The 17,561-nt window shown below is 47.4% G+C and carries 19 protein-coding genes; 7 read left to right on the top strand and 12 right to left on the bottom strand.

The genetic code is table 11. From position 1 onward, the window contains the following. Positions 1-127: 127 nt before the first annotated feature. The 3 genes from I8U21_RS08340 to I8U21_RS08330 all read left to right on the top strand — a co-directional run bounded on the left by I8U21_RS08340 (position 128) and on the right by I8U21_RS08330 (position 2,078). Positions 128-832 carry a creatininase family protein gene (locus I8U21_RS08340; protein ID WP_198053687.1) on the top strand — a complete coding sequence of 235 codons (705 nt, stop codon included), beginning with the start codon at positions 128-130 and terminating at the stop codon, positions 830-832. Then, the gene (locus tag I8U21_RS08335) at positions 825-1,535 is read left to right on the top strand and encodes a GntR family transcriptional regulator (RefSeq protein WP_198053686.1); all 711 of its coding nucleotides are present in this window, start codon (positions 825-827) and stop codon (positions 1,533-1,535) included. The genes I8U21_RS08340 and I8U21_RS08335 overlap by 8 nt, the downstream gene beginning before the upstream one ends. An 87-nt stretch (positions 1,536-1,622) precedes the next feature. Further along, entirely contained in the window at positions 1,623-2,078 is a 456-nt protein-coding gene (locus I8U21_RS08330; RefSeq protein ID WP_198053685.1) for a hypothetical protein, read from the top strand. Between the two features lie 68 nt (positions 2,079-2,146). Here I8U21_RS08330 and I8U21_RS08325 read toward each other — a convergent pair whose 3' ends face one another. From I8U21_RS08325 to I8U21_RS08310, 4 genes are all read right to left on the bottom strand, one after another. Beyond that, positions 2,147-2,446, bottom strand: a complete 300-nt coding sequence (locus I8U21_RS08325) for a hypothetical protein (protein ID WP_198053684.1) — start codon at positions 2,444-2,446, stop codon at positions 2,147-2,149. Positions 2,447-2,491: 45 nt separating this feature from the next. Beyond that, positions 2,492-2,668: a hypothetical protein gene (locus tag I8U21_RS08320; RefSeq protein ID WP_198053683.1), complete on the bottom strand. Its 177-nt coding sequence runs from the start codon at positions 2,666-2,668 to the stop codon at positions 2,492-2,494. Between the two features lie 236 nt (positions 2,669-2,904). Continuing rightward, positions 2,905-3,126: a CopG family ribbon-helix-helix protein gene (locus I8U21_RS08315; RefSeq protein ID WP_198053682.1), complete on the bottom strand. Its 222-nt coding sequence runs from the start codon at positions 3,124-3,126 to the stop codon at positions 2,905-2,907. Beyond that, positions 3,123-4,253 carry an SDR family NAD(P)-dependent oxidoreductase gene (locus I8U21_RS08310; RefSeq protein ID WP_198053681.1) on the bottom strand — a complete coding sequence of 377 codons (1,131 nt, stop codon included), beginning with the start codon at positions 4,251-4,253 and terminating at the stop codon, positions 3,123-3,125. Before I8U21_RS08310 ends, I8U21_RS08315 begins: the two co-directional genes overlap by 4 nt. A 392-nt stretch (positions 4,254-4,645) precedes the next feature. Here I8U21_RS08310 and arsC point away from each other — a divergent pair, with 392 nt between their 5' ends. Beyond that, positions 4,646-5,071, top strand: a complete 426-nt coding sequence (gene arsC / locus I8U21_RS08305; RefSeq protein WP_370527051.1) for an arsenate reductase (thioredoxin) — start codon at positions 4,646-4,648, stop codon at positions 5,069-5,071. A gap of 735 nt (positions 5,072-5,806) precedes the next feature. Here arsC and I8U21_RS08300 read toward each other — a convergent pair. Further along, on the bottom strand, positions 5,807-6,997 hold the full coding sequence (locus tag I8U21_RS08300; protein WP_370527050.1) for an MFS transporter: 1,191 nt from the start codon (positions 6,995-6,997) through the stop codon (positions 5,807-5,809). Positions 6,998-7,302: 305 nt separating this feature from the next. Here I8U21_RS08300 and I8U21_RS08295 point away from each other — a divergent pair, with 305 nt between their 5' ends. Together I8U21_RS08295 and I8U21_RS08290 are read left to right on the top strand one after the other, a co-directional pair. Next, positions 7,303-8,520, top strand: a complete 1,218-nt coding sequence (locus I8U21_RS08295) for a Tm-1-like ATP-binding domain-containing protein (RefSeq protein ID WP_198053679.1) — start codon at positions 7,303-7,305, stop codon at positions 8,518-8,520. 15 nt (positions 8,521-8,535) lie between these two features. Continuing rightward, entirely contained in the window at positions 8,536-9,360 is an 825-nt protein-coding gene (locus I8U21_RS08290) for a phosphoenolpyruvate hydrolase family protein (RefSeq protein ID WP_181732123.1), read from the top strand. A gap of 38 nt (positions 9,361-9,398) precedes the next feature. On the opposite strand, the gene I8U21_RS08285 is transcribed toward I8U21_RS08290, so the two are convergent. Then, positions 9,399-9,980, bottom strand: a complete 582-nt coding sequence (locus tag I8U21_RS08285) for a hypothetical protein (RefSeq protein ID WP_181732122.1) — start codon at positions 9,978-9,980, stop codon at positions 9,399-9,401. 108 nt (positions 9,981-10,088) lie between these two features. After that, positions 10,089-10,604 (bottom strand): D-glycero-alpha-D-manno-heptose-1,7-bisphosphate 7-phosphatase, encoded by a 516-nt coding sequence (locus I8U21_RS08280; protein WP_198053678.1) that lies wholly within the window; start codon positions 10,602-10,604, stop codon positions 10,089-10,091. Between the two features lie 161 nt (positions 10,605-10,765). Here I8U21_RS08280 and trhO point away from each other — a divergent pair, with 161 nt between their 5' ends. Then, complete coding sequence (trhO, locus tag I8U21_RS08275) at positions 10,766-11,683, top strand: oxygen-dependent tRNA uridine(34) hydroxylase TrhO (RefSeq protein WP_181732120.1); 918 nt, start codon at positions 10,766-10,768, stop codon at positions 11,681-11,683. Positions 11,684-11,740: 57 nt separating this feature from the next. On the opposite strand, the gene I8U21_RS08270 is transcribed toward trhO, so the two are convergent. The 5 genes from I8U21_RS08270 to I8U21_RS08250 all read right to left on the bottom strand — a co-directional run bounded on the left by I8U21_RS08270 (position 11,741) and on the right by I8U21_RS08250 (position 17,543). Continuing rightward, a complete protein-coding gene (locus I8U21_RS08270; RefSeq protein ID WP_181732119.1) occupies positions 11,741-12,835 on the bottom strand; it encodes an SDR family oxidoreductase in 1,095 nt (364 codons plus the stop codon). A gap of 64 nt (positions 12,836-12,899) precedes the next feature. After that, the gene (locus I8U21_RS08265; RefSeq protein WP_049720085.1) at positions 12,900-13,682 is read right to left on the bottom strand and encodes an enoyl-CoA hydratase/isomerase family protein; all 783 of its coding nucleotides are present in this window, start codon (positions 13,680-13,682) and stop codon (positions 12,900-12,902) included. Continuing rightward, on the bottom strand, positions 13,682-14,836 hold the full coding sequence (locus tag I8U21_RS08260; RefSeq protein ID WP_198053677.1) for a thiolase family protein: 1,155 nt from the start codon (positions 14,834-14,836) through the stop codon (positions 13,682-13,684). The genes I8U21_RS08265 and I8U21_RS08260 overlap by 1 nt, the downstream gene beginning before the upstream one ends. A 20-nt stretch (positions 14,837-14,856) precedes the next feature. Continuing rightward, a complete protein-coding gene (locus I8U21_RS08255; RefSeq protein WP_198053676.1) occupies positions 14,857-15,690 on the bottom strand; it encodes an SDR family NAD(P)-dependent oxidoreductase in 834 nt (277 codons plus the stop codon). Next, positions 15,687-17,543, bottom strand: a complete 1,857-nt coding sequence (locus I8U21_RS08250; RefSeq protein ID WP_198053675.1) for an AMP-dependent synthetase/ligase — start codon at positions 17,541-17,543, stop codon at positions 15,687-15,689. The genes I8U21_RS08255 and I8U21_RS08250 overlap by 4 nt, the downstream gene beginning before the upstream one ends. Positions 17,544-17,561 lie beyond the last annotated feature (18 nt).

Genomic DNA, 17,561 nt, shown 5'->3' with positions numbered 1-17,561 from the left:
ATCTACATTTACATTATTCAGTCTAAACTTAAATTAAATGCATTTCAATGCCCAATGTTCATTTTTTTCAGAATGTAGGATACACTTGACTTAGATTTAGATTGTTTTTTGAAAGGAGACATAGCACATGAACGCTTTTTCTACTTGGCCGGAGTTGGAACAAGTAGACATTGCCTTTTTACCTGTTGGCTCATTAGAGCAACATGGACCTCACTTACCGATCAACACCGATAGTATCATTGCAGAAGCAGTAGCAAATGAATTAGCCAAGCGCTTTAATCAAGCCTTTGTAGTACCCACTTTGCCCTACTCCGCCTCTTTTGAGCATGCAGCATTTCCCGGTTCGATTTCATTGCGCTCAACTACGATTATTTCCGTGATACAAGATATTATCCATTCTTTGGAACGTTCAGGGGTTAAAAAAGTAGTGATTGTGAATGGACATGGCGGAAACTATCTTTTGGGTAACGTTGCACAAGAGATGAATATTGATGGTCCACGCATCCTGCTTACTCCTAGTCGAAAACATTGGGATCAGGCTTATGAGCGTGCAGGTATCTCAACTACGATCTCCCATGATATGCACGCTGGCGAGGGAGAAACCTCTCTCTTGCTCCATTTATTGCAAGAAGGAACTGTTCGATCAGATAAATTTACAGACGTTGATTCACCACAACGGGACTTGCTTACGGTGGTAGGGATGAAGCCCTATACCAAAACTGGGGCGATCGGTTTTCCCACTAGAGCCAATGCCGAAAAAGGAAAGGCTCTCTTACACGCGCTGACAGATGAAATCTATATTACGGTAAAGGAGTTCTTGAACCTTGCGTAAAAAATGGATGAAGATCTACAACATATTACGAGATCGAATCATGGAGGAAACCTATCCACCCGGTTCAGACTTTCCAACTAACTTGGAGCTAATGAAAGAATTCGAGGTCCATTCTGGAACCATTCAAAATGCGGTTAACCAGTTGATACGAGATGGATTAGTGTTTTCGTCTGGGTCGAATCCCAACCGGAGAAAAGTCAGACCGGTTCCCTATCGCTCCAGTCGGAAAGGGGATTTTTTGGAGGAGCATGGTGATCCAGGACGAGAGGAATTAGTAGAGATAAAAATTCTATATGAAGATGAGGATTTGCCCCAAGCCATTCAAGAAGAAATGAAGGCACCGGTTCTTTTCTATCATACAAAGCAGTATAGAGATGATATATTGATCTCTGTCACACGCTCTTATATTCCGAATGTTGTTCCCTTAAAAGAACTACGTGAGTTGCTAAAACAGCCGGGAGCAATGATTTATAATTGTTTAAAAAAGCTCGGTGCAAATCCAACCGATTGCCGGGAAAACTTAATCGCATCGCTGGCCACTGCTACCGAAATGATAGATCTCGATTTGCCACCGCAATCGAGTATTCCCGTTGTGCAGATTATCCGTCGGGCTTATGAACCAGATGGCAAATTGGTTCAACTTTGTTTTATGGTAGATCGAGCCGATTGCTATGAATTTGAGTACAAGTTTCCTTTATTTTAGAGTCTATAAAGGGGGTGAAGACATGATTGTCAAATATCATGCAGCTGGCGATCCACCTGGTGATTGATATATCGGGCTTTGAATTCAGTGGCCATCGCACTGCAAGCTCCTCCGTTCCACTCTGGAAGATATATACGGCTTTATCAAAAAGATAAAAGAGCCATCGGAGGTGAAAAAATGAAAATCAACCTGGCCAAACATAAACTCGTCAAAGTCTGGATGAAAAGAAAAACAGAAATCGACCGAAAGATCATCAAGGAAAACGTTGCAACTGATGAGCAATTTGAGCCGTACATAGTCCAATTGTTTACTGAAATCGGCCCACTCTGGTTCCAAGCATTTCGTTTTGACCACCCTGACCAGGAATACAATCATTGGAACCTGAAGTGTTGGATCGAAGAAAATGAACACGAATGTCGGCAAAAGGGCGACACTAATAAGGCACTAATTTGGGTTCAAATGTATAATTACTTTATAACCTTGTTAGAAATGGAATTGATTCCCCGTGATCCATATGAACCGATAAACATAGCCCACTCCTGATCAGAGTGGGCTCGTATCATTACCAGCCAAAACCAAAACCGCTACTATCATTATCGTTGTTGTCGTCATCACCATCGTCGTCTCCCCAAGGCGTAGAAAAAAAAACTCATGGCCGTATCAATTTTTTCATTATACTCGTCTTCACTAATATCTGGTGGTTCTGAGGAGTAGGAAGACTGCTGTTTTTCCTCCTGCTCCCATCTCTTCCGTCGAGCTTCCTCCTTCGGTTTGATATACTTCTCATAATCCTTTGACTTATAGCCGCTTGACCATCTACTCAGCGCACGAGCATCCCTTTGAGCCGGAGTTTCCTCACCATCCCCAAAAATAGCGCGCCAAATGCTACCTACTTCCCGTTTTTTACCCATTTCATTTTCCTCCCTTTACGTTCAAATGAAGTCACATCTATCCAATCAAAACCAGCGCTTATTTTCTGCTTCTTCTCGGATTTTCCGCTTAATATTTTGAACCATTTGCCAGCCTTCTTCAGGGGTATCAACCCGAGAAGGATTTAATCTCGACATAGCATTCGTTTCAATCTCTTCGATCTTCTTTTTTGCTTCATCAGGATCAGTCGTAAAGAAAAACATCTTTCTCTCCTCCCAAAAGACATGGGAGCATTGACATAATTACATCGGCATTGTACGCTCATGACAGACAACACTCCCATGTGTTGTTTTTGCTTCAGGCTCATCAAAGGGTGCTTGCCGGCTGCCTTGATGGGCCTTTAAGCTTGGTTTCAAGTAACACCATCTGATCAAGGAGATGAGCAATCGCTCTATCGCCTTTGATTGTTGGATAATTTGCCTGATTCTTTAGCAATCGATCAATCTGCTGATCCAGATCCTCTATCAAGCTCCGGATTTGTGCAATGTCGTCCATGCTGTTCAACCTCCTTCTCCTTGATGTAGTTTCTAGCCATTGCACGAAACAGTTCTGAGAGATCCGAATAGTATTCTCTTTCAATCTGCCTCTCAAGCGCTTCTTTCATTGTTGGTGGAAGGTATAGCTGGACCTTTACCATCAGAGGCTTTTGCTTTTTACTCAATTGCCATCCTCCCCTTCTTCAACTTCATCACCACTCACCCACTCTTCCCAAAAGTAATCCCGATTGATCCTGGCCATTTTCAAAATTTGTTGATATTCATGGGGTGTTAACTCCTTGTACCAAGGCGGTTGAGCGATTGAAGCGATCTCATCCGCTGGTAACGACTTTCTGAATCCACGAGGATGAATGAATTCAATGGGTTTTCTTTTTCTCCGTTTTTCCATCCACTCATTGACCAGATCCTCATAGTCCCGATCATCCCAAAGAAATATTTCAATCCGGCCGTCATTCATTGTGCAGTATCCAACTGGATATTTTTCAAGGCTTTTCATCCGATCCATTTCGTTTTGAAAAACTTCAGTTTGAACCAAACACTCTTCACAAAACAGGGCTCCAGTTGCAAAAACATAATCCACCTTGAACTTTTTACATTTTTTGCATCTTGGAGCACTTGAGTCATCTGACCGAAAAAAGAGCGGTTTGTTAATTTCCACCGAGAAAAAATCAGGGTGTCCATGTTGCTTAAAAGTAACGACCCTTTCTGTTTGCTTTTCATTTTCTTCAATGAACTTCATGATTCTATCGTCAATGTGAGCCTTGAGCTTCTTTAACATCAGCTCCCCCCTCCCCACTTGGTTTATGAACACATTTTCTAGGCAGAAACGGGGATTCGAGGCCCCTCCGGAATAGGGTGCGCTGGAAATCAAGACGATTTTTCCTCCTCCCTGTTTTTCCATATGCGGGACCACTTCCTGGCATAGATGAAAAGCCGAACGCATTTCGTCGTTCAACTTGACGGAAAACTCTTCCCAGCTCATCTCCATAAACGGCTTGACCGCAAAGGCGATGTTGGCATTGTTGATGAGAATATCCACTTTTCCGAATGTCTGAACGGCCCGGTCCACCAACTTTTTCACATCTTCTTCTTTCCGGACGTCCGCTTGCACCACAATGCCTTTTCTTCCGGCGGCCTCCACTTTTTCAAGCACCTGCAAAGCCTCTTTTTCAGAATGATGATAATTAATGACAACATCGGCTCCGGCCTTGGCAAATAACACGGCCGTGGCGGCACCGATGCCCCGGCTGCTTCCGGTGATCACGGCCACCTTGTCGTTGAGTGGTTTCATTCTTTTCCCTCCTGATTCTTTCATTCGTAATACTGTCAGCATAAATCATTCAGGCCAATCTTTCATCCATGGAAACAAAAATTGTTTGTCGGGCCGTTACTGCCTTGAATGCATCTGATCAACACCGCTTTAGACGATTCACCATCTGACCTCTTGATCCTTCCGGGAAACGTGTAAAATGAAAAAGGGTCCTTATATTAACATGGGGCACATCACCGAAAGGGTTTTGATCTGCATTTCCTGCCAACATGATCACTTGCCTTGCATGGGTAAAAATAAAAGCGAAAGGCCGTCAATGGGATGGGGCCGGATGGATGGGTTCCGATGCAAAGACTCAGGCACAACAACCGGTTGATTCAAATGAAATTCGATATCCAGAGAGGAGAGAACCAGTGAAGTCGGATAAGAAAATCATTTACTTTTTATGCACCGGCAACGCTTGCCGCAGTCAAATGGCGGAAGGGTTTGGAAAGAAATATTTAGGCGATCGCTTTAATGTATACAGTGCAGGAATCGAGGCACACGGGCTGAATCCAAAAGCAGTGAAAGTCATGGCGGAGAAAGGAATCGATATCTCCTGTCAAACATCGGATGTCATCGAGCCGGAATTACTCAATAAAGCAGACTACGTGATTACCCTCTGTGGTGATGCAAATGACAAATGCCCGATGACCCCGCCTCACGTTCACCGTGACCATTGGGGATTGGATGATCCGGCGAAAGCTCAGGGGGCGGAAGAAGAAGTATGGGAAGTGTTCCGCCGGGTTCGGGATCAAATCGAAGCAAGAATTATCAAGTTTGCGAAAGAAGGGAAGTAACAAAAAAGAGTCACTCCCTGTACAAAGGGATATGACTCTTTTTGTTTAATCAACGGCACTCTTCAATCAGTTTTTCTGCGATGACACAATTCACCCGGTTGTCATCTGATTTACCATGTTTTTCATCGATTCCAATTTCTCAAAAACCCGCGGGCTTGACACAATGCCCCCGCTAACAAACGCTAAGGATGAATACACACCCAACCAACTCCAGCTCATCTACAGCTATCAAGATGGGATCATGCTCCTCTTGCTCACGATCCATTTCCGTCGGTTTTCCACTATATCGAAATGGAATTCCCTGGTTATAAATTTCGGAATCGCCGGCACATCCCAGGGAAGGGCTGAGATCAAATATTTTTGATGGGTAAATAAATCAAAAAATAGTTGATGTGTTTTTGTTGCAACGTGCTTAAAGGCAGATCTTTTCGTAATAGGATGCAATATCAGGCAGAACCTATGTTTTCCGGAGGGGGGCATGGTGAAAACCGGTTATGTTCGTGTTTTACCTGTAGATGTGAATGAGGAATGCCAAAAATGATCTTCGTTGATAAGCAAAGCAGGAAGATTTTGAACCGCCCGTGAAGGGGATCGCCCGTGAAGGGGATCTTCTTTATCTGGACGCTCTTGATAGCCTTGGCAGGGATTATGATGGGATCATCCAATTGGCCAATATGAATTAAAGGTTCAAAAAACCCTCCCATGCACTTCAAACAGGGAGGGTTCGGAATCTGTTTATGCAGCCAGTTTTCTTTCATCCGGAACCATGAATGCGAAAAGAACCGCCAGGATGGGCAGCACGGAAATAAACGATAAAATGGTGGGCACCCCGAACAAGTCAATCAGATATCCCATGAGCGTGGCTCCGATTCCCCCGGCTCCGACGCCAAAACCGATGGCCAACCCGGAAGCCATGGCGATATTGCGGGGCAGCAATTTTTGCATATACACCACTGTCACGGCAAAAGAAGATAAAACAAAAAAACCAAACAAAAAGATCACCAGCCACATCGAAACCCCTTGGGCATAAGGCAACCATAAGGCGAAAGGAACCGAAGCGAGCAAGGAACCGACCAACCAGCGTTTGATGCCCAAATAATCAGACAACGCCCCGCCGATAAACGTTCCCAACGCGCCGGCACCCAGAAACACGAAGTTTAACACCTCTGCCTGACTGTAAGACATGTTCATCTGATGCAAAAAGAAAAAAGGCAAAAAAGCGGAAACCCCGACTTGGCACCAAGACCGCAATGTGATCACAACAACCAGCCAAAAAACCCCCGGCCAGTGGTTTTTTCCTTTGGATTGTTTTTTGGCTGCCTGCGACCTGCTCACCTGTTCTTTATACCAAGGCAATAAACGCAGCAGCAGGATGAGCGCGATCACTGCCAGCACACTGAACCAGAGCAGCCCTTCTTTTCCCGTATAAACCAAAAACAACGGAATCATCAAGGGTCCCAAAGCCTGGCCGCCGTTGCCACCCACCTGAAAAATCGCCTGTGCCAGCCCTTTGGTATTTCCTGATGCGAAGTGGGTTCCCCGGGATGCTTCCGGATGAAAAATCCCGGAGCCGAGCCCAGACAAGGCGATCAAAAACAAAACCCATCCATAACTGGGTGCCCAACCGGTCAGTGCCAATCCCATCACAGAGATAAACACACCGAGCGGCAACATCCAGACCATCGGTTTGTGATCCGTCCATGCGCCAAACAATGGCTGCATGACAGATGAAGTGATATAAGAAGCAAGAATAATGAGCCCCGATTGTGTGTAAGTCAAATCAAAAGCTTGCTGATACAGCGGCAATAACGCCGGGACAATGCCGGTCGTCACCAAATCATTCATCATATGCGTCGTGCTGAATGTCCATACTTTTCCCTTGGACATCGGTCTTTTTGCCGGCATGGATTGTTGTACGGTATCCACCAAAGGCCCTCCCTTTCTCTAAAAAAAGGATGATGCCGGTTTTCGGCATCACTTAAAAATTCGGTACGTTAAATATTATTATACAATAACCTTCGCAGTTTAAATCAAAAAGAGCAAGGTTCCAAGCTTTTCTCCCCACATCCCTCCGCTGTTGGAAGCCAAAAATTTAGGCTCAAAAAAGTTTTTCTAAAAAATCATAAAAAAAATAATTGATATAATGAAGGGAATATAGCATTTATAACTAAATGTTATTTATAAGGGTTTTTCTCTAAAACACCCTAACTCAACTTGCAAGGAGGATCGAAATGGGCAAAACCATTGCTGTCATTGGTGCACTGGATACCAAAGGGCATGATTATGCATTTATCAAGCAGGAAATCGAAAAACACGGGCACCAAGCATTTGTCATTAACACAGGTGTTTTGGGAGAACCGTTTTTTGATCCGGATATTCCCGCCGAAAAAGTGGCGGAAGCCGGTGGGAGCTCTTTGGAAGAGCTTCGAAAAAAAGGTGATAAATCTCATGCCATGTCTGTCATGACCCGGGGAATTGCCGTCATTATGAAAGAGCTGTTTCTGGAAGGAAAAATCGACGCCGGTTTTTCGATGGGAGGATCCAACGGGACCATGATCGGGACGTCCGGCTTGCAAGCCCTTCCGGTGGGAGTCCCGAAGGTGATGGTGAGCACGGTGGCCTCCGGTGATACAAAGCCTTATGTGGGGATCAGCGATATTGTCATGATTCCGTCGATATTGGATGTGGCCGGAGTCAACCGGATCAGCGCCAAAATTTATTCCAATGCCGTCGGTGCCATTGTCGGCATGTTGGAAGCCGAGGTGCCGCCCATCGATACCAAACCTTTGATCACCGCCTCCATGTTTGGAAACACCACCACGCTGGTGAATCAATGCAAACATTTGCTGGAACAAAAAGGCTATGAAGTATTGGTGTTTCACGCAACCGGCACCGGCGGGAAAACCATGGAATATTTGATTGGTCAAGGATACATAACCGGCGTGTTGGACATCACCACGACAGAATTGGCCGATGAACTGGTGGGAGGAGTGCTGTCCGCAGGCCCCACCCGGATGGATGCCGCCGCCAAGTGGGCGTTGCCTCAAGTCGTGGCGCCGGGGTGCCTAGACATGGTGAACTTTTGGGGACCGTCCACCGTGCCGGAAAAATTTAGAGACCGACTCTTTTATTATTGGAACGATAACATCACATTAATGAGAACCACCCCTGAAGAAAATGAAAAACTGGGCCGGATCCTGGCCGAAAAAATCAACCGGTCCAAAGGAGAATCCGCCGTCTTTCTTCCATTAAAAGGCGTTTCCGAACTGGATGCTCCCGGAAAAGAATTTTGGTGGCCGGAAGCCGACCAAGCGCTGTTTGATGCCATCAAGCAATACACCAATCCGGATATCCCAATCTACGAGTTGGATTGCAATATTAATGATCCGGAATTTGCCGATGCCGTGACGAAAAAATTGATGGAACTGATTCAAAAAGAAAACGAATGAAAGGAGTTTGACATCATGCCGTTTATCAGCAGAGAAGAATCACTAAAACGTTTAAGAAACACAATTCAGCAAGGAAAGCCGATTATCGGCTGCGGGGCCGGAACCGGAATTTCTGCCAAATTCGCCGAACGAGGCGGAGCCGACATCATCATTATTTATAATTCCGGCCGTTATCGCATGGCCGGTCGCGGATCCCTGGCCGGTTTGCTCCCCTATGGAGACGCCAACGCCATTGTGGTGGAAATGGCTTCCGAAGTGTTGCCGATCGTCCAAAACACTCCTGTCTTGGCCGGCGTTTGCGGCACCGATCCCTTCCGCAGAATTCCCGTTTTCCTGAAACAACTGAAAGAAATGGGATTTGACGGGGTGCAAAACTTCCCCACCGTCGGACTTTTTGACGGGAATTTCCGTCAAAACCTCGAAGAAACCGGAATGGGCTTTGATTTGGAAGTCGAAATGATTCGTGAAGCCCACCAACTGGATATGTTGACTTGTCCATACGTCTTCAATACGGAAGAAGCCGTCGCCATGGCTGAAGCCGGCGCCGATGTCCTGGTGGCGCATATGGGGTTGACCACCAAAGGTTCGATTGGAGCGGAAACGGCATTGACCTTGGAGAAATCCGCCGAACGGATTCAGGCCATCCATGATGCCGCCAAAAAAGTGAATCCCGACATCATCATCCTTTGCCACGGAGGACCCATTGCCGAACCGCAAGACGTGAAAGAAATCTTATCCATGACCAAAGGCGTGGACGGGTTCTTCGGCGCATCCAGCATCGAGCGCCTCCCCACGGAAGTGGCCATTCAAACCCAAGTGGAAAACTTCAAGAATTTATAATGCAAAAAAACGCCTGGAAAAATGAATCCAGGCGTTTTTTAATGGTGGTGTGGCTGGATGGTATTGGTTGTGGAAGCCGGAAAAGCATCCACCCACACCGCATTGAGCGGAAACGAAACGATAATGAGTGCGATCGAAAACAAAACCCCCCAACCGGCGATTTTCTTTTCCCGCATGGCTTCCATCTTTTTATCCGCTTTTTTCACTTCCTGTGCAATCAATTGGATGATCAACGCCATGGCAAGGACAAACGAGACAATCACCACGGCCAGGGTCCATGCCGAATTTTCGGGAACCATCATCACCCCCAGCATGGCCCCCATCATTCCTCCCATGATCCCTGCCAAAAACCCGTCCAGGGAAGCCAGGAGGTGAACCGGTTTACCGGTAAAATAACCGGCAACCATCCCAAACGCCATGGCAATCTCCGTGGAAACCCTCATGGTTTCCAGAAAAACACCGAGCAAGGTTCCCAATAACAAACTGCTCATCATGGCCACACCCATGGAAACCATCATGCCCGTCATTTTGCTCAGAAAACGGTTATGTATGTTGGCGATGATCATCACATAAGCCGTAAACCCGATCCAGATCAGACATCCGACTGCCAATGTAGCCAATCTCGCACCCCCATCCCGGGTTTATTATATTTATAGTCCTCCTTTTTCGCATGATTCCTTCGGGCTATATTGAGAGATTTTTGCTTTAAAAGAACAAAAAAGGAGGAATCACTCCTCCTTTTTATCCAATGAACAGGCAAAATCCCACAAAGTATATTCGCTCGAAACCAGAACGGAACGGCATCCCGCTCTTTTGCCCGCTTCCAGATCGACTTGCCGGTCCCCCACCATCCATGACCGGGACAAATCCACTTGATGTTTCTTTGCCAGCTCCAAAATCATGCCGGCTTGGGGTTTGCGGCAAGAGCAACCTTCAAAAGGTTTGTGGGGACAATACAAGATGTCGTCAATGATGGCCCCGGGATGTCCGGCGATTAAATCTTTCTGCATTTTTTCATGGATTTTTTTTAAGGTTTTTTCTTGGATATAACCCAGTCCCACCCCGCCTTGATTGGTAACCACAAAAATTTTGTACCCGAGTCCCCTTAATTTGGCAATCGCTTCCGGAACTTTCTCCAGCAAATAAAAATCCTGCGGCCGGTTGACATGATCCACCCGGCCCGTCATCACTTCGTTGATGACCCCGTCCCGGTCGAGAAAAACGGCTTTGTTTTGTCCCTTCAACTTCTTCCCACCTTTTGGTCTTTTTGATTATCATAATGGAAAAAAGGCCTTTGTGCGATCGGCTTCGGTCCCAAGCCGTACTTTGCGTTTTCGCATGTCTGTTGTATACTAAAAGGCAGGACTTTTTTCGGGGAAACTGATGAAAAGGGGAAGTGATCTGTATGGAAACCAATGATCAAAATTATCGTGTGCTCCTATACTATAAATATACACCTTTGGAAGACCCGGAATCCTTCGCGGATGAACACCGTGCATTTTGTAACGAACTGGGCTTGCGGGGACGGATCTGGGTTTCCAAAGAAGGAATTAACGGAACGGTGTCGGGAACGGTTGAGCAAACCCAAAAATATATGGATTACATGCATCAGCATCCGCTGTTCCATGATATGCCCTTTAAGGTGGACAAACACCACAAACATGCATTCAAAAAAATGATTGTACGCCCGAAAAAAGAATTGGTCACCTGGCGTTTGAAAAAGAACGTGGATCCCAACAAAAAAACGGGAAAACGTTTGTCGCCCAAGGAATTTTATGAAATGCTCCAACGGGATGACGTAATTGTGTTGGACGGAAGAAACGATTATGAGTATGACATCGGCCATTTTCGCGGAGCCATCCGCCCGGATGTCAAAACCACCCGCGAGTTCCCGGAATGGATTCGCAAAAACATGAGCCAATACAAAGACAAACCGATCATCACTTATTGCACCGGGGGTATCCGTTGTGAAAAATTGACAGCCTTGATGTTGGAAGAAGGGTTTAAGGAAGTTTACCAGCTGGACGGTGGAATCATTACCTACAGCCAGGATCCGGAAGTCAAAGGGCAACTCTTTGACGGGAAATGTTATGTTTTTGATGAGCGCATCTCGGTCCGCATCAATCAAGTCGAAGACAAGATCGTCGGGAAATGTTCCCATTGCGGAAAACCCGAAGACCGCTACATCAATTGCAAATACGATCCTTGCCATAAACAGCACATTTGTTGTCCCGAATGCGAAGAAAAATATGAAGGCTATTGCACCACGGAATGCAAAGAACGGGATCTTCAAAAAGCAGCCAAAGAAGCAAGCGCTTCTTAATCAGCGCAACAATAAAGCTTGTCGCCAAGTCATCCGGGCGACAAGCTTTATTTTTTCTTACCGCACTTTGATCATTTTATCCGGATCGTGCCGGTGTTCTTCATAAAATTTGACACAAACCTGAATGTAATCTTTAAAATCCGCACACTTGATCCCTGAATCTTTTAAATCTTCCAACGCTTGTGAGCAATCGTATTCCGCTTTCAGGCGAAAATATTCGATGGTCTCTTTTTCCACCATCAGCCACCTTCGAAACGCCGGAATTAAAAGCAAGCCGTATACAATAAAAGAAGGCAGCGTAAAGGACGCTTTCTTTCCAACCAACGTCTCGCAAATGATTCCGAACGCTTCCCGGGCCGGATAAGGGTTGGGATCGGTCAAATGATACACTTTTCCTTCCCCCACCGGATGAGTGGCCAAATAGCATGTTGCGTCCACGATATAATCCACCGGCACGAGATTTAACAAGGCTTTCCCCCGGCCCGGATAAGGAATGGGGAAACGGGAAAATTTGTCCAAATAACGCATCACAAAGTAAGGCCCGTCGAACTTGACCGTCTCCCCCGTTTTGGAATCTCCCATGACAATTCCCGGTCGGATAATGGTCAAAGGCACTTGATTCATGAGCTTCTGGGTCATGACTTCCGCTTCGAACTTGCTTGCTTCATAATGGTTTTTAAAAGACTGTCCTTCATCCAATTCGGTCTCCAAAATCCGGCCGGTCCGCTTGCCTGAAACATAGGCGGTGCTGAAATAAACGTATCGCTTCAATCCGGATAAACTCAGGACGAAATCGTTTACATTTTGGGTGCCGGTCACATTCACCTTATGCGCCGTCTCCTTGGGAACCGCCAAATCATAAATCGCGGCCAGATGAAAAACATAATCGATCTCCTCACGGAGACGTTCCAAGCGTTGCTGCGGGATGTCCAAATTTTCCTTGGTAATGTCGCCGGGAATCAGGCTGAAACATCCTCTGGACCCCGCTTTCTTTTGCGTTAATTGCGAAATCACTTTTTCCGCCTTCTCTTGTTGACTGGGGTGAACCAACAGCAGGAAACGGGAAGACGGATCCTGGTCAAACAACTTTTCAACCAGCCGGGTGGCAATAAATCCGGGGAAACCGGTAAAAAAGTAAGTATGTGAAGGCATAAGATCCCCCCTTTAAATGAAATGCAGGCACAGCCTCCCGGTTTGGGAGGCTTATGTGCCGATATTATTTTCCTTTAAAAGACGGTTTGCGTTTGGAAAAGAAAGCAGCAACCCCTTCGATGGCATCTTCCGTGCGCATCACGGCCAGCATGTTTTCGCGTTCGACTTTCAACCCTTCCGGCAGTTCCTTCCGGCTCCCGTTGATGACCGATTGGATGATTCCTTTCATGGCAACGGGCGGTCCTTCGGCCAATTGTTTGGCCCATTCAAACGCTTCTTCGGCCAACCGTTCCGCAGGCACAACTTTATTGACCAGTCCGATTTCCAATGCTTCCTGTGCGGAAATTCTTTTCCCTTCCAGCATGATTTCCAAAGCGCGCCTTTGCCCGATCAGACGTGGTAACCGTTGTGTTCCACCGTAACCCGGCATAATCCCCAACCGGACTTCCGGCAATCCGAATTCGGCATGGTCGGCGGCAATCGCCAAGTGGCAAGCCATTTGCAATTCGTTTCCGCCACCCAACGCTTTCCCGTTGATGGAAGCAATCACCGGTTTGGGGAAGTTTTCAATCCGGTCGAATAAATCATGGATTTGTTTTAAGAAACCTTCAGCCTGTTCCCGATCCCCCATCCCGCCAAACTCGGAAACATCCGCACCGGCGGAAAAAGTTTTTTCTCCCGCACCGGTGAGGATCAAACTCCGGACGGACGGATCCTTTTCCAATTGATCCAAAATGGAACCCAATTCAATCAGGGCATCCCGGCTCAGCGTATTTACTGGCGGGCGGTTGATGGTGATCCGTGCAACCTGATCGCGAATCTCCACCAAAAAATGCTTCCACTCCATCAGCCTTCCTCCCGTTCAATAATGACTGCAAGCGCCATTCCGAATCCGATGCACATCGTGGCCAACCCGTAACGTTCCTTCCGGCGTTCCAGCTCATTGACCAATGTCGCGATAATCCGGGCCCCACTGGCTCCGAGCGGATGCCCCAATGCAATCGCGCCTCCGTTGGGGTTGACTTTTTCCATGTCCGGTTTGATCTCCTGCTTCCAGGCAAGAACCACCGAAGCAAACGCTTCATTGACCTCAAACACGCCGATGTCGTCCAAACTTAAACCGGCACGGTCCAACACTTTTCGGGTGGCGGGAATGATCCCCGTCAGCATGATATCCGGCTCCACACCTGCCAATTGCGTGGCCACCACCCGGGCTTTCGGGACAAGCCCCAATTCTTTGGCTTTCCGGCGGGAGGTGAGCAAAACAGCGGCCGAACCGTCACTGATCTGGCTGGAATTTCCCGGTGTCACATTGCCGTCGGGACGGAAGGAGGGAGACAATTGAGCCAGTGCTTCCAAACTGGTATTGGCCCGGGGAGTCTCATCCTTGTCCAGTTTCACCAGTTCCCCTTTATCTCCTTTGATTTCCACCGGCACCAGCTCGTTGTCAAAGCGTCCTTCCTGTTGTGCGGCCAGCGCCTTTTCATGGCTGTGCAATGAAAATTCGTCCATCTCTTCACGGGAGATTCCCCATTTTTCGGCGATCATTTCCGCCGAGAGCCCTTGCGGAATAATGTTGTATCTGGATAACAGCCGGTCGCTGAAACTGCCGCCGTCACTGCCCATGGGGACCCGGTTCATGCTTTCCACCCCGGCCGCGATCACACAATCCGCCATTCCCGCCATGATGGCATGAGCCCCTTGGGCCACAGTTTCCAAAGAAGAAGCGCACATCCGGTTGACACTCACTCCGCACACTTCCACCGGAAACCCGGCGATTAAGCCGGCTATTCTGCCGATATTGTATCCTTGCTCGCCGATTTGCGTGACGCATCCCATTTTAATATCTTCCACTTCCGCCGGATCCAGTTGGTTTCTCTCCACCAGTTTTTGCAGGACGAAAGCCGCCATGTCATCAGGCCGGACCGTCGAGAGTGTTCCTTTTTTCCGCCCGATCGGGGTCCGGATGGCATCAATGATCACTGCATCGCGGTCACTCATGATGTTCTCCCCTTTCTTCATCAAAAAGTAAACAGATCAATTCCGCCCGCAACCGGAAGTCCGACCCCGGTGATGTATTTGGCCTGATCCGAAGCCAAAAACACGATGGCATAAGCAATATCCTCCGGTTCTCCCGGTCTTTTAAAAGCCGTCCGTTCAATCATGCGCTCCCGCATTTTCGGATTGGTATATTGAAAGGCCTCCGTATTGATAATTCCCGGCACAATGGCATTGGACGTAATGTTGTACCGGGCCCCTTCCAAAGCCAAAGTTTTGGTCAAGCCCAAGATTCCCGCTTTGGTGGTGGAATAACTGGCTTGACCGTATCCCCCCAAGGTTCCTGCAACAGACGCCATATTGATGATGCGTCCCCATTTTTGTTCTTTCATATAGGACCAAACTGCCTTGGAACAGTTGTAAGCTCCCGTCAAATTCACCTTCAAATCCCGGTCCCAAAAATCATCATTCTGGTGTTCCAGACGCGCTGTATGATCCAAGGTCCCGGCATTGTTGACCAAGATGTCAATCCGCCCGAACTTGTCCTTGATTTCAGCCATGACCTTTCGGACTTCTTCCCGGTCCGTGACATCCATCCGGTATGCCGCCGACCGCCGTCCCATTTCTTCAATTTGTTTGGCCGTGGATTTGGTGTAAATGGTTTTGGATTGAGCCATGATTTGGGACATCGGCCCGTACTGTTCGGACTTTTCCTCCAATTTCTCGTCTTCTTCGATCAAAATATCCGTCACCACCACATCGGCTCCGGCTTCCGCCAACTTCAAAGCGTCCATTCTCCCCAAACCGCGGGAAGCTCCGGTGACAACCGCCACTTTTCCTTTGAGTGGAAGATTCATGATGTACCTCCTTGCTTTGCAGATTCTAAAATAATCATGCGCGGATGAGAGACATCCCCGTACATTTGGGCAATTTCATCTTTATAAATTTTTTCGATCTCATGTGTCCGTACTTTTAATGAAGGCGTGATCTCCCCGGTTTCCTCTGTCCACTCCCGTCCGGATATCCAAGCTTTTTTGGGCCGTTCATAACGGGGGAAATGCTTGACCGCCTGCGTGATCTCATTTTGAAGAAGCGCTTTCACTTCTTCGCATTCAACCAGCTTCTCACGGGAATCGGCAGGCAAATTCTTTTTTTCGGCCCAAGGGATCAGCTGTTCAAAATCGGGTTCGATTAACACGGTGGTGTATTTTCGATCTTGTCCGATTAAGCAGCACTGGTTGATGTACAAACTGGCGCAAATCGCATTTTCCACCGGTTGGGGACTCACGTTTTTTCCGGTGGACAGGATCAAAAGCCGTTTTTTCCGGTCCGTGATTTTCAAATAACCTTCCTCGTTGATTTCACCCAGATCCCCTGTTTTCAACCACCCGTCTTGAAACTGCTTGGCGGTTGCTTCTTCATTCCGGTAATAGCCTTGCATCACATTGGGTCCGCGGACCCAAATTTCGCCGTCCTCGGCGATACTGACTTCCAAGTTGGGCAGTGGAAGCCCCACGGTTCCGATCCGGGCACGGGAAAACGGATTGACACTGATCACCGGTGAGGTTTCGGTCAGTCCGTATCCCTCCAACACCGGCACATCAATCGCCCAAAAGAACCGGGCAATGTCGGGATTCAAAGCAGCACCGCCCGAAATCATCCCGCGCAACCGCCCGCCCAGTTGCGATTTGATTTTCTGAAAAACGAGCTTGTCGGCGATTTTCCATTTCCATTTCAGATCCGGCGGCAAATCATGCATCATCAAATAATCAGCCGGTTTGCTGGTGTACAGTTCATACCGTTTTTCCCCGATTTTAAGAGCCCATTCAAAAACTGCACGGCGGATCGGCGTCCCCGATTGAATCTCTTCCTGGACACGGGCATAAATTTTTTCAAAAAGCCTTGGCACACTTGTCATCACCGTGGGACGAACCTCGAGCAGATTTTGCGGGATCGTCTCCAGGCTTTCTGCATAAGCAATCGTGGCCCCGACCGACAACGGCATAAACTGTCCGGCCATTCGTTCAAAAACATGCGCCAGCGGCAGATAGGACAAGAAAATGTCATCGTGACGGGCTTCCATGCACCAAATTTGAATCCCCTCAATATTGGATAAAAAATTTCCATGTGTTAACATAGCACCTTTGGGAACACCCGTCGTTCCGGATGTATGGATGATGGTCATCAGTTGATCGCGTCCGATTGCTTTCCAAATCTCTGTCCATCGATCCAGCGGGTGTTCCTTTCCTTGGTGCTCCAAGGAAGAAAAGGTGACGATATTTCCGTTATTTTCGGAATATTTATCAGATCCCATATGAATAATGGTATGGACATCATTTTGGCCATGGATGACTTTTTGGAGTTGTATTTCATCCTCTACAAAAACCACTTCGCAGTCTGCTTGTTTTAAAATGATGTTGACATGGTCCGCAGGCAAGGACGGGTAGATCGGCACGCTGACTGCCCCCAAACTGCCGATTGCCAGATCGGCAATGGGCCATTTGTATTGATTGTTGGAAAGGATCCCGACTTTGGTATCCTTCCGGACCCCGTAACGATACAGTCCTGCGGCCATCCATTGAATACGGTTCCAAAAATTCCGATAAGTGAGTGTTTGGTAAGTGTTGTTTTCTTTCCACTTCAGTGCGATATTGTCCGGATATTTTTCAACGGAGCGCCATACCATTTCCACCAGGTTTTGGTTTTTCATTGGCAGCCCTCCAGAAGC

This window comes from Thermoactinomyces sp. CICC 23799, from assembly GCF_016055145.1.
GTDB lineage: Bacteria > Bacillota > Bacilli > Thermoactinomycetales > Thermoactinomycetaceae > Thermoactinomyces > Thermoactinomyces intermedius.
Note: the sequence above shows the minus strand (reverse complement) of the source record. Positions and strands in the feature narration are given on the sequence as shown.